Source organism: Hyphomonadaceae bacterium ML37, assembly GCA_027627685.1.
In the GTDB taxonomy this organism is placed as follows: Bacteria; Pseudomonadota; Alphaproteobacteria; order Caulobacterales; family Maricaulaceae; genus Oceanicaulis.
Genome location: CP091241.1, coordinates 527,841 through 540,234, shown reverse-complemented (window position 1 = coordinate 540,234; position 12,394 = coordinate 527,841). Strand labels below are relative to the sequence as shown.

General features: G+C 68.9%; 10 protein-coding genes and 1 tRNA gene. 6 read left to right on the top strand and 5 right to left on the bottom strand.

All coding sequences use genetic code 11. The annotated features are described in order from the left end of the window. The first annotated feature begins 5 nt into the window (after positions 1-5). Positions 6-1,715, top strand: a complete 1,710-nt coding sequence (cydD, locus tag L2D01_02775) for a thiol reductant ABC exporter subunit CydD (GenBank protein WBQ10711.1) — start codon at positions 6-8, stop codon at positions 1,713-1,715. Then, positions 1,712-3,433: a thiol reductant ABC exporter subunit CydC gene (gene cydC / locus L2D01_02770; protein ID WBQ10710.1), complete on the top strand. Its 1,722-nt coding sequence runs from the start codon at positions 1,712-1,714 to the stop codon at positions 3,431-3,433. Before cydD ends, cydC begins: the two co-directional genes overlap by 4 nt. Positions 3,434-3,436: 3 nt before the next feature. Here the strand turns inward: cydC and L2D01_02765 are convergent, their stop codons facing one another. From L2D01_02765 to L2D01_02755, 3 genes are all read right to left on the bottom strand, one after another. Beyond that, complete coding sequence (locus tag L2D01_02765) at positions 3,437-3,658, bottom strand: hypothetical protein (GenBank protein ID WBQ10709.1); 222 nt, start codon at positions 3,656-3,658, stop codon at positions 3,437-3,439. Positions 3,659-3,827: 169 nt separating this feature from the next. Continuing rightward, the gene (locus L2D01_02760) at positions 3,828-4,937 is read right to left on the bottom strand and encodes a Fic family protein (GenBank protein WBQ10708.1); all 1,110 of its coding nucleotides are present in this window, start codon (positions 4,935-4,937) and stop codon (positions 3,828-3,830) included. A 187-nt stretch (positions 4,938-5,124) separates the two neighbouring features. Next, positions 5,125-5,211 (bottom strand) — tRNA-Leu (locus L2D01_02755). A gap of 176 nt (positions 5,212-5,387) precedes the next feature. Here L2D01_02755 and L2D01_02750 point away from each other — a divergent pair. Continuing rightward, the gene (locus L2D01_02750; GenBank protein ID WBQ10707.1) at positions 5,388-6,731 is read left to right on the top strand and encodes an exopolysaccharide biosynthesis protein; all 1,344 of its coding nucleotides are present in this window, start codon (positions 5,388-5,390) and stop codon (positions 6,729-6,731) included. Beyond that, positions 6,728-7,303 carry a demethoxyubiquinone hydroxylase family protein gene (locus L2D01_02745; protein ID WBQ10706.1) on the top strand — a complete coding sequence of 192 codons (576 nt, stop codon included), beginning with the start codon at positions 6,728-6,730 and terminating at the stop codon, positions 7,301-7,303. The genes L2D01_02750 and L2D01_02745 overlap by 4 nt, the downstream gene beginning before the upstream one ends. Before the next feature lie 3 nt (positions 7,304-7,306). On the opposite strand, the gene glpK is transcribed toward L2D01_02745, so the two are convergent. Beyond that, complete coding sequence (gene glpK, locus L2D01_02740) at positions 7,307-8,788, bottom strand: glycerol kinase GlpK (protein ID WBQ10705.1); 1,482 nt, start codon at positions 8,786-8,788, stop codon at positions 7,307-7,309. Positions 8,789-8,863: 75 nt separating this feature from the next. Here glpK and L2D01_02735 point away from each other — a divergent pair, with 75 nt between their 5' ends. Further along, complete coding sequence (locus L2D01_02735) at positions 8,864-9,799, top strand: alpha/beta hydrolase (GenBank protein ID WBQ10704.1); 936 nt, start codon at positions 8,864-8,866, stop codon at positions 9,797-9,799. A gap of 71 nt (positions 9,800-9,870) precedes the next feature. Beyond that, positions 9,871-11,376 (top strand): hypothetical protein, encoded by a 1,506-nt coding sequence (locus L2D01_02730; protein ID WBQ10703.1) that lies wholly within the window; start codon positions 9,871-9,873, stop codon positions 11,374-11,376. 31 nt (positions 11,377-11,407) lie between these two features. On the opposite strand, the gene thiD is transcribed toward L2D01_02730, so the two are convergent. Next, positions 11,408-12,271, bottom strand: coding sequence for a bifunctional hydroxymethylpyrimidine kinase/phosphomethylpyrimidine kinase (gene thiD, locus L2D01_02725; GenBank protein ID WBQ10702.1), 864 nt, complete (start codon positions 12,269-12,271; stop codon positions 11,408-11,410). Positions 12,272-12,394: the final 123 nt, after the last annotated feature.

The window sequence follows — 12,394 nt, the reverse complement described above, 5'->3', positions numbered from 1 at the left end:
GGCGCATGCCAGAGACGCTCACCGCCTCCCTCCCAACCCCGGCTGACGCCGCCGCCAAGGCGCGGCGCGCGCATGGCGCCCTGCTGTCCGCCTGGGGCCGCAGCTCGGCGGGCCTGTCCTGGCTCGGGTCGGCGCTGGGTCTGGCCCAAGCGCTGCTCTATGCGGGTTTTGCCTGGTGCGCCGCCGGCGCGGTCGCAGCCCTGATCGCCGGCGGATCGCCCTGGACCTGGGCGGCCCTGGCCGCCGTCTTCGCCGCCATTCGCGCCGGTGTTCAGTGGGGCGAAGCGCGCGCCGGGTTCGAGGCCGGCGCCCGGGTGCGCACCCATGTGCGCCGCGCGGCCGCCGATGCGCTGGCAGTGCGCGGTCCCGGCTTCACCGAACGTCACGACAGCGGGGCCTTGTCGTCAGCCCTGATCGAGGGGGTGGAAAAGCTCGACGGCTATTTCTCACGCTTCCTGCCCGTCTCGCGTCTGGCCGCGCCGGCGCCCCTGATGCTCGCCGGTCTGGCGCTGTGGGCGAGCCCGGCGGCGGGACTGATCTATCTGGCCAGCGCCCCGGTTCTGGTGCTGGCGTTGGCCCTGACCGGCATGGGCGCCGCCGCTGCGGCACGCGGCCAGATGGACACGCTGCGCCGCATGGCCGGACGCTTCAATGACCGGCTCCAGGCGCTGGAAACCCTCAATGCCTTTGACGCCGCCGCGCGCGAACGCGAAGGTCTCGCCAGCGCCGCCGAGGCCTTCCGCCTGCGCACCATGGCGATATTGCGCGCCGCCTTCCTGTCTTCGGGCGCTCTGGAGCTGATCGCCGCCGCCGCCACCGCCGGCGTGGCGATCCAGACTGCGCTGGCGCTCAGCGGCGCCTGGCCAGTCTCGATTGGGGCCAGCGTCAGCGCGCAGGCCGGCCTGTTCGCGCTTCTGCTGGCCCCGGAGGTGTACATGCCGTTCCGGCGCGTGGCAGCCGCCTATCATGACCGCGCCGACGCCGAAGCCGCCGCCGAGGCGCTGGCGCCCCTGTTCGAAGATGACGGCGCCAATGCAATTGCCGCGCGCCCTGCGCCCGTGATCGCGTCAGCGCCTCAAGTGCGCTTCATGAACGCCGCCTGCCGCTATCCTGGCGGACGTGAAGGGCTGGCGCCGCTCAGCTTCACGGCGCCCGCCGGGGAGATCACCGCGCTGTGGGGGCCGTCGGGCGTGGGTAAGTCCACGGCGTTGAAGCTTCTCATGGGCTATGCCCCGCTGACGGGGGGCGAGATTCGCCTCGATGACACCGCCCTCGCCGCGCCGCTGGCCGGCGCCGCGGGCTGGGTGGGGCAGCGCGCCCGCCTTTTCCACGGCAGCGTGCGTGAGAATATCGCCCTGTTTGATCCCGACCTGCCCGAAGGGGCGATCCTCGCCGCCGCCGAGGCCGCCGGGGTGATGGAGTTCGCCGCCAGCCTTCCCGACGGCCTCGACACGCGGCTGGGCGAGCAGGGCGCGGGCGTGTCGGGCGGTCAGGCCCAACGCATCGCGCTGGCGCGTGCGCTGGCGGCTGACCGCAAGCTGATCCTGCTGGATGAACCCACCGCCCATCTCGATGGCGAGAACGAGCAGCGTTTTGTGGAGGCGCTCAGCGTCGCCGCGCGCGGGCGCACGGTGATCATCGCCACCCATTCACCCGCCGTGCGCGCCGCCTGCTTCCATGTGGTCAGTCTTCAGATCAGGGCCGAGGCGGCATGAAGGACCTCATCTATTTTCTCGCCCTCGCCCGGGAGGACCGGTTCCGGCTCGCATTGGGCGCCGTGTTCGCCATGCTCGCAGCACTGGCCGGGCTCGCCCTGTTTTCGCTGGCAGGCTGGGTGTCGGCTGCGGCCGCCGCCGGCGCCGGGCTGGCGTTCGGGGCGCTGATTGGCGGCGGGGGCTTGCGCATCCTCGCCCTGATGCGTCCGGTGCTGCGCTATCTCGAGCGCCTCGCCAGCCATGACGGCGCCTTCCGCTCCATCGCCCGATTGCGCCTGTGGGTGTTCGACGCCGCTGCGCCGCTGGCGCCGGGACCGCTGACGGGGATGCGCAGCGGCGATCTGCTGGCGCGTGTCACCCGCGATGTGGACGCGCTGGACGGACTGTTCATGCGCCTTTTGACCCCCGTCGCCGCCGCGCTGGCGGTCGTGGCCGGGGCGTGCGTGCTGCTGGCGCTTACCGCGCCCTCGGCCCTGCCAGCGGTGCTGGGCGTCTACGCCGTCTCGGCCATCCTCCTGCCCTTCATCGCCGCGCGCAGCGGCGAGGCGCCGGGCGCCGCCGTGATCAGCGCCAGCGCCGGGGCGCGCGCTGAAGCAGCCGATCTCGCTGCGGGTCTGGCTGATCTGAAAGCGGGCGGCGCAGAGACGCGCGTGATCACCAGACTGGAAGCCGCCAGCCGGGACTGGATCAACGCCCAGCGGGCGCTCGCCGCTCAGGGACGGTTTCACGCGGCTGTGCTGGGCCTGGCCGCACCTGTTGCATTGGTGGCCGGCTTCGCCGCCGCCCATGCGGGCGGCGCCGGTCCGGCCCTCGCGGCGCTGGCGGGCTTTGCCGGCTTCGCCCTGTTTGAAACCGCTGCGCCCATGGTGCAGGCCGGCGAGCAGCTTGGCCAGACCCGCGCCGCCGCGAGGCGCATGCGCGCGCTGGCGCAGATGGCGCCGGTCAGCACTCGCCCTCCACATCCCGCCGCTGCGCCGGCCGGGCATGATCTGTCGTTCGAAAACGTGCGCTTCACCTATCCCGGCGCGGACCGGCCGGCGCTAGACGGGCTCGATCTGGCGCTGCCCGAGGGCGCGCGCGTCGCCGTCGTGGGATCGTCTGGCGCAGGCAAATCCTCGCTGATCCGGTTGGCGCTGGCCTTCTATATGCCGCAGGCCGGAGCGGTGACGCTCGGCGGCGCCTCGCTCGCAACGCTTGATCCCGGCGCGGCGCGTGCGCGCCTGGCGTTGGCCGGTCAGCGCGCCGAGCTGTTGTCCGGCACGGTGGCGGAGAATCTGCGCCTCGCCCATCCTGACGCCGATGACGCGGCGCTGTGGGACGCGCTGGCGCTGGCCAGCGCAGACGCTTTCGTGCGCGATCTGCCCGACGGACTGGAGACGTGGATCGGCGAACAGGGCGCGCTCGTCTCGGGCGGCCAGGCGCGCCGCCTGGTGCTGGCGCGGGCCTATTTGCGGGGCGCGCCGGTGCTGCTGCTGGATGAACCGACCGAAGGTCTGGACGCCGACAACGAAGCCGAGATCGCGAACAGCCTGGCGCGCTGGCTCGATCAGGATGCGCGCCGCTCCGCCCTGATCGTCACCCACCGCCCGCGCCTGCTGGCGCTGGTCAACGAGGTGGCGGTGATGGATCAGGGCCGCGTCATCGAACGCGGCGCGCCGGACGCGCTGGCCAAAGCCGGGGGCGCGTTTGCGCGCCTCTTCCCCGGCTGGAGCGGCTGATTTCTAGTCCCAGAAGCGCCACCAGGGCGTGTCTTCCACCGGCTGGTGAATGCCGAGCCACTCGCGGCATTGCTCGATCGCGGGCGTGAGATGACCCCAGGCGGGGATCAGATCGACAATCCAGACATTGGCTGGCGGCCAGAACACCGACGCCAGGAACGCACCCACCAGAACCGTAACGATTATGGTCAGGATCGGGCGGAACAGATCAGCCAGAAACTTCATGACGCGTCTCCCTCCAGCGCAACGCCGAGACGCGAGCATAGCCCAGCGCGGTCTGAACCGTGAGTGAATTTCGATTAGCGGATCGAGAGAGGATGGTACGGGCGGTCGGACTCGAACCGACAAGGCCTTGCGGCCGGGGGATTTTGAGTCCCCTGCGCCTTCGTTTCCATCACCCATTCCCCTCCGGGGGATCAATGAACAGCCCGACCAGGGCGGCATTGATGTAGTAGTTGTGCCGTCCGGCCTGATGCTTGCGCACAAAGCCGTGGCTCGCCAGCGTGTCGAGATATTTGGCGGCGGTCTGACGTGTGACGCCCAGATCCTGCATCACAAAATCGATGCGGGTGTAGGGGTGACGGAACAGATTGTTCAGCAGGTCTTGCGAATAGAGCTTGGGCAGGTCTTCACGCATATGATGCTTCATGCCAGCCATCTGCCCGCGGATGGCCTCCACCAGGCCGAGCGTGGTGGAGGCCGTGCTGGCCACCGCCTCTAGCATGTAGAGCACCCAAGCCTGCCACGATTCAGCGCCGCCCTGCGCGTCTCTGACCTGCTGCAGCAGGCGGTAATAATCGTTCTTGGTCCGTGTGATGTGGCGGCTGAGATAGAGGATCGGGATATCCAGGAGGCCCGTGCGGCTGAGGTACAGGACATTCAGTATGCGTCCTATCCGTCCGTTGCCGTCCGGGAAAGGGTGGATGCTCTCAAACTGATGGTGGATCACCGCCATCTTGATCAGCGGGTCAAGCGCGCAAGCGTCATCGGCGTTGATGAAATATTCCAGCGCTGACATCTGCGCGACGATCTGGCCCCCGTCCTGGGGCGGCACATAGACGATTGCGCCGGTGCGGTCGTGCTTCAGGGCGGTCCCAGGGAGGGTCCTGAATCCGTCATCGCGCCCTTTGAGAAGGCGGAAAACTTCGATCAGGTGGTTATTGGTGATGAGACGATCAGCGGTCTGCATCCGGTCATAGCCGAGCTTCAGCGCGTCGCGATACAGCGCGACCTCCTTGGCCGCCGCAGAGAGCGGGCCATCCGGGAAGAGATCGGCCTGAAACAGCTCGTCATGGGTCGTGACGATATTCTCTATCTCGGATGAGGCCTTCGCCTCCTGCAAAACCAGCGTGTCGATCAGGATGCCCTGATTGGGGATGTTTCCCGCCCGGCCTTTCAGCTCGGCCAAAGCGCGATTGGCTGCCGCCAGAGCCTTGAGCACGGGCACGGTCTCCAGCTCGACGGGCGGCGGCAGGGACGGAATGGTATAGGTGGATTTTAACACGTTGCAGCGCTCACGTTAAAAATATGCGTAACTTTTAACACGTGATGGCGACATGTAAACAAATCCGGCCTGGCTTTGACGCAGGCTTGAAAGCCCAACCCCCGCTGGACATCGAACGGCGCTGCCACCGCGAGAGAGCACCAAGCTTTGTAACCAGTTCAGCAGCAGGCCGAATTTGGCTTTGTACTGGTACGGGCGGTCGGACTCGAACCGACAAGGCCTTGCGGCCGGGGGATTTTGAGTCCCCTGCGTCTACCAGTTCCGCCACGCCCGCGCATGTTCGATGACTGGACGCTTTCCATGCCTCAAACCGGGCGCGGTGTGAAGAGGCGCGGGCGCCGCTACGGGCCGGGCGCGACCTTCCTCGCGCACTTGATTGCGCCGGCCATTCCCGCCTATCGGTGAGGCCTCACCTCTCCGCGCCCCTCCGGTGCCTGCCCAGGAGCCGCCATGTCCGGCCCAGACGCCTCAGCAGACGCCTCACCCGATGCCGCCGCGCCGCGCCGCGGCCTGATCGCGGCGCTGGAGGTCATCGCCGCCGAAGCGCCGCCGGAGGGTTTGACCCTGGCCGAGCTCGGCGCGAGGCTCAATGAGCGGGCTTTCGGGGTGATCCTGTTCGTCCTGGCGATCCCGGTGTGCATACCTTTCCTCTATGGCGTGCCCCAGATCGTCGCCCTGCCGATGATGGCGCTGGCCCTGCAGATGGCCGCCGGGCGCGACCAGCCCTGGATGCCGGCCAAATTCGGCGCGCGGCGCCTGAGCCTGGCGTCGCTCCAGCGCACGGCGCAAGGCGCACGTAAATGGTTCGGCTGGATCGAAATGCTGGCCCGCCCGCGCCTGAGCGTTCTGACGGGGCCCATTGGCGAGCGGGTGACGGGCGTTCTGTTTGTGGTGTTCTGCACGTCGATCCTGGTGCCTCTGCCGACCACCAACACCGCGCCGGGCATCGGCATCGCCATCGCCGCCATCGGCCTGATCACCCGCGACGGGTTGGTTCTATTGGCCGGGCTGGTGCTGGGCCTGGGCTGGATCACCCTCTTGATCGTCGGCTTTGCGCTGTTCGGACTGGCGTTTCTGGATCTTCTGAGCGACGCGCTGCGGGCCGCAGCGGGCTGGGGCGCCGGCAATCCGCATGTCCTGGCCGCCGGGACCGGGGCGCTTGTGCTGACCGGGATCGCGCTCTCGCGCGTCCTGCGGCGACGCGCCCCCTCCCCGGCGGGCGATGAACCCGCTAGGGTCAGGGCCATGGAGACCCCGGCTCATCCTGTCCTGCGCGGTGTTGACCAGGCCCTGCGCCCGGATGTCTGGCCGCTGCTGGGTGCGGCCGGGTCCGGCGCCCTGCTGGCGGGCGCGTTTGCGTTCGAGATATTCGGCGGATTGCCGCCCTGTCCGCTGTGCATCGACCAGCGCTGGGCCCATGTCTGGCCGCTGATCGCCGGGATCGTGCTGTTCGCACTTTACCGGTTTGGCCCGCCCCTGCCGGGTCTCGCCGTGCGCGCCGGCTCCGCGCTGATGGCCGGCCTGTTCGCCTTCGCCACATGGCGCGCCGTGCGCCATGCCGGGCTGGAATACGGTCTTCTGGATACGCGCTGCCCCGCGGCGGACATGACCGGCGTAACGCTGGAAGATATGATGGCCCAGATGGACACGCCTCAGGTTCTGGTCGCCTGCGACGAGGTCTACTGGTCGCTCTTCGGGATTTCCATGGCCGGATACAATGTGCTGTTCAGCGGCGCGCTGTGCGCTATCTCCCTCATTGTCCTGTTTCGCAAGCCCGCAAGGAGCGCATCATGAGCGCACCGTTTGAACGCCGCCCCGTCCGCCGCCCCGGCCCCGCCCGTGATCCGCGCGCCATCGCGGCGATGTTCCGCGTGGACCATGCTGGCGAATATGGCGCGGTGCGCATCTACAAGGGCCAGCGCGCGGTGTTCGGATCAAACCGCGCCACGTCGCGTATCGCCCGCCAGCTGCGCGAGATGGAGGCGGACGAGCAGCACCATCTCGACGCCTTTGACGGCGATATCCGCGCCGGGCGCGCCCGCCCCACCGTGCTGGCGCCGATCTGGAACGCGGCCGGTTATGCGCTGGGCGCCGTCACCGCCCTGATGGGCGAACGCGCCGCCCATGCCTGCACCGAAGCGGTCGAGACGGTGATCGAAGAACATTACAACGAGCAGATCGCCCAGCTCCACGCCATGGGCGAAACCGAGCTTGTTGACCGCATCACCCGCTTCCGCGACGAGGAGGTGGCTCACAAGAATCTCGCCGTGGACGAAGGCGCGCGCAGTGCGCCGGGCTACCCGCTTCTCTCCGCCGCGATCAAAGCCGGCTGCCACGCGGCGATTGCTGTCAGCAAGAGGGTGTAGCGCCTACCCCAGCGCCCGCTTCACCGCCGCGTCCCAGCCCGCCAGCAGGCGGGTGCGGGCAGCCGTGTCGAGTTCGGGGCGGAAGCTGCGGTCGGCGCGCCAGAGCGCGCGCGCATCCTCGATGGAGTTGAACAGGCCCGCGCCCAGCCCCGCCAGAAACGCCGCGCCCCAGGCGGTGGATTCAGTATTGACCGGGCGCACCGTCTCCACCGCGCACAGATCGGACAGGCGCTGCAGGAAGCCCGCGTCGCGCGCCATGCCGCCATCGACTTTCAGTGTGCTGACATTCACCCCGTCCGCCTGCATGGCCGCGAGGAGATCGCGGGTCTGGTAGGCGACGCTGTCGAGCGCCGCGCGTGCGATCTCCGCCTTGCCCGATCCGCGCGTCAGACCGGTGATGATCCCGCGCGCGTCCGGGTCCCAGTGCGGCGCGCCGAGGCCGGAGAAAGCCGGCACCAGATACACGCCGCTGTCCGGATCAGCCCCGGCGGCGAGGCCGGCCGCTTCCGACGCCCGCGAAATCAGGCCCAGCCCGTCGCGAAGCCACTGGATGGTGGCGCCCGCTGACAGCACAGAGCCCTCCAGCGCGAAGGATGAGCGGCCACCGAGACGCCAGGCGGTGGTGGCGAGAAGCCGCGCCCGGGACCGCACAGGCGCATCACCAGTATTGACCAGCATGAAGGCGCCCGTGCCGTAGGTGGACTTCATCTCGCCTGGCTTGAGGCAGGCCTGCCCGATGGCGGCGGCCTGCTGGTCGCCGGCTGCGCCGCTGATGGGCACGGGCCGGGTGAAGATCACTGGATCAGTCTGCGCATACTCTCCGGCGCAATCGGCGACGACCGGCAGCACGGCGCGCGGGATCGCGAACAGGCGCAACAGCTCGTCATCCCAGTCGCCCTGCGCGAGATTATAGAGGCTGGTCCGGCTGGCGTTCGTGGCGTCGCTGACATGCACCCGCCCGCCGGTGAGGCGCCAGATAAGGAAGCTTTCGACGGTCCCGAAGGCCAGCTCGCCCGCCTCCGCCCGCGCCCGCGCGCCGGGCACGGCGTCGAGAATCCACGCCAGCTTCGTAGCGGAGAAATACGGATCGAGCACCAGGCCCGCGCGCGCGGCGACCATCTCCTCCGCCCCGTCCGCGCGCAGCCGGGCGCAGGAATCCGCCGTGCGCCGGTCCTGCCAGACAATGGCGTTGTGGATGGGCCGCCCGCTGGCGCGGTCCCAAACGAGCGTGGTCTCACGCTGATTGGTCACGCCCAGCGCGGCGATCCGGTATCCCTGATCCTCCGCGGCGCTGAACGCCTTGCGCGCAGTGGACAGCACCGTGGCCCAGATCACTTCGGGGTCATGCTCCACCCAGCCCGGCCGGGGATAGCCTTGCGCGAACTCCTCCTGCGCGGTGGCGATCACGCGCCCGGTCAGATCGAACGCCAACGCCCGGCTGGATGTGGTGCCCTGATCAATGGCGAGCAATGCGGTTTGTGCCATGACGTCCTCCCCCGGCGCGGCTATGGTGCCCGGCGCAACGCTAACCGTTTGACGCGCGCAGGAGAACGCCTTTCCATGAGCTTCCAGGCTGAAACCCTCGAAAGCCCGACCGGCGCGCACATCCGCTTGCGGGTGGCGCAGGCGCAGGGCGGCGCCCGCGGGATCATCCAGATCCATCACGGTCTGGCCGAGCATTCCAGGCGCTATCAGCGCTTTGCGGAGTTTCTCAGCGCGCGCGGCTATCATGTGGCCGTGCAGGACCAGCGCGGACATGGCGAAACCATCGCGCCGGACGCGCCGCGCGGCGTATTTGCGGCGCGCGATGGCTGGAGCCGGGTGGTGGCCGACTCCCGTGCGGTGGAGGACCATCTGCGCGCCCGGTTCGAAGACCTGCCGCTGATCCTGTTTGGTCACTCCATGGGCGGTGTCACCGCCATGACCCACGCCATGGCCCGCAAGGGCGCGGTGGACGGGCTGGGTATCTGGAACGCCAATCTGGCCATGGGCTCGCGCGCGGACCTGATCCGCACGGTCCTGTCCATCGAAGCCCTGTTCAAGAAAGCGACCGATCCCTCGACCTGGATGGAGGCGCTGACCTTCAAGGCGTGGGGGCGCAAGTTCAAAGACGCGCGTACCGAGTATGACTGGCTGTCGCGCCTGCCCGAGGAGGTGGACGCCTATATCGCCGACCCCATGGCAGGCTGGCCGGCGTCGATCTCCATGTGGCGCAGCCTGGTCGAAGGCACGCTGCGCAGTGAAGACGAGGCGGCGCTGCGCCTGATGCCCGCCGATCTGCCCATCCATCTCGCCGCCGGCGGCCAGGACCCGGTGGTCGATCAGGGCGCGGCCGTGAAGACCCTCGCAGCGCGCCTCCACGCCGCACGCTTCACCGACGTGACCATGCGCTTCGACCCGCAAGGACGCCACGAAACCCTGCACGATCTGGGCTATGAGCAGGCCATGTCCGACTTCGCCGACTGGACTGACCGGGTGTGCGGCCGGGCGGGCTGAACGCCTGAAACCGGCTTGCCACACCGCCCGTGCCTGCCCATCATGTTCGCCTCACGCGGGAGGGCGGCGTCATGACATGGTTGAAAGCCGCCGCGGCTGCGCTGGCGATATTTGCAGGGGCGCATACAGCGGCGTCAGCGTCGGATGATCCGACCCGCCTCGGGCTGGAGTTCTTCAGCGCCATCAATGAAGAACGGTGGGACGACGTTCTGACCACCGGCGAGGCGCTTCAAGACTTGCCGGCCTATGCCCGGCTCCCCGCCCTTTTCCGGGCGGGAGTCACGATGGAAATGGGCGCCGCGCACTATTTCAAACGCGACCACGACAGCGCGCTTCCCTACATGCTGGAGGCGCGGGAGATCCACCCCGGCCTGCCTGGTCTCGGCTATTACCTGTTCATGATCCACACTCTCGACGCGCGCTGGCCGGAAGCCGCAGCGGAAGTCGCCGCTCCGGCTGCGCAACAAGGACTCTTTGAGCAGGTCCGCCCCAATCACCTTGAATCTGTTGCGCAGGGCCTGCGCGGTTTCGGCTACGAGGCGGAGCTGGATGCGTTCCTGGACGCGCTGCTGCGCCGGTGGACGCCGCCGGAAGGTCCCGCCGGTCTGGACTGGGTGCGCCAGATGGTCATCGAAGCCCATGTCAAACGGGGCCGGATCAACGAGGCGATGGATGAGGCGCGCCGCCTGGTCGGCGCCTCCGCCCTGATCGATCTGCGCGCGGCGCGCCGGTACGCGGAGCTGTGGACCTGGTCAGGATTTGACGAACTCACCGAGGTCCGCAGGGGGCTGCAGCGCGAGACCGAGGCGCTGCGGGCCGAGTTGCAATCGCGCCGGCCTGCCCTGCGCACCGGCGTCATGTTATCCGCCAACCTGCTGCATCTGGGTGATCTGGATGGCGCGCACGCGGTGGCGCAGTCTCTGCTCGAGCGCGTTGAGGCTGGCGAGCGATTCCCGGACGCCTGGGAGTATCATGCCAATCTGTACACGCGGCTGGGCGATGTCCTGCGCGCCCGCGGCGACGACGATGGAGCCGAGGCGATGTACTGGCGCGCGGCGCATACGGCCGGAGCGACCGACCGGCCCGAGATGGCGGGCGGCCATATCGTCGATATCGCCCATCGCCATGTCATGGCCGGGCGGGGTCAGCAGGCGCTGGACGCGCTTGAACAGGTCGACGAGGACATGCTGACCAGCCGGGGCCACGCCATCGTGGCGCGCGTACGCACGGTCGCAACCTTTCAGGCCGGCGACCGGGACGACGCAGAGGCGCAACTGGAAAACCTGCGGGACGGCGGTTCGACCGATTATCTCAGGGCCCTGCTGCACATCGGCCGGATTGAAGAGGCCGAGGCGGTGTTGCGCGAGGAGGTGAGCACGCCCGGCGGCGCCGAGACGGTGCTGGCCATGCTTCATGACTACCGAACCCACGAGCGCGCCACGGCCTTTGATGTCCAGACACAGGCGCGCGCCAACCTTCTCGCCCTCGCCGCCCAGCCGGACATCGCCGAGGCCATTGCGGGCGCCGGGCGGGTGCTCACCTTCGATGACCTGTACGAGCTGGATCTCGACCCCTGACTGGCTGACCCCCCGACCCGGCCCCTGACCTCTACCCCTCGCGCACCGGCGCGCTGGCGAAGCTGCGTTGCACCGTCCAGCCCTGATGCACCGGTCCTGAGCCCTTGCCGAAGCCGGGCGCCTGGCGGATCGCCTCGTGCAGATAATCCCCGGCCTGCTCCACCGCCCGGTCCAGCGCCAGGCCCTGGGCCATCAGCGCAGCGATAGCCGACGCGAGCGTGCAGCCCGTCCCGTGGGTGTGGCGGGTGCGCAGGCGCGGACGGGTGAACAGGCGCATGCCGTTGCGCGTGAGCAGACAATCAATCACGTCCCCGCCTTCAAGATGCCCGCCCTTCACCAGCACGGCGCGCGCGCCCGCCTTGAGCAGCGCTTCGGCGGCGGCCCGCTGGCCGTCCAGGTCCTCGATTGACAGCCCGGTCAGCGCCTCGGCTTCGGGTATATTGGGCGTGATCAGCGCCGCGCGCGGGACCAGCACCGACTTGATCGCCGCCAATGCGCTGTCATCCACCAGCCGGGCGCCGGACGAGGTGACCATCACCGGATCCACGATGAGCGGGATCGCCTGCGCCTTCGCCGCATCCAGCGCCCTGGCCACCGCCTCGATCACATCGGCGCTCGCCAGCATGCCGGTCTTGATCGCATCCGCGCCGATATCGTCCAGCACGGCGCCGATCTGGCCGGTGATGATGTCCAGCGGCACGGGATGCACCGCGCTGACGCCCATCGTGGTCTGCACCGTCACGGCCGTGATGGCCGTCGCGGCATAACCGCCCAGCGCCGTCACGGTCTTGATGTCGGCCTGGATGCCCGCCCCGCCCGAGGAGTCCGATCCGGCGATCACCAGCACGCGGCCCCTCTGCTCTTCGGGGCCGAACTCGTCGATTGCATCACTCATGGCTTGCCTTGGCCTCCGGAACCGGGGTTTGCTCTTGCGCGCCAATCTAGCGGCGCATGGGGAGGCTGCAATATCGTCCCCTCCTTTCAGATTGCCGTGATCTGAAAGCCTGCGCCCGCTCAT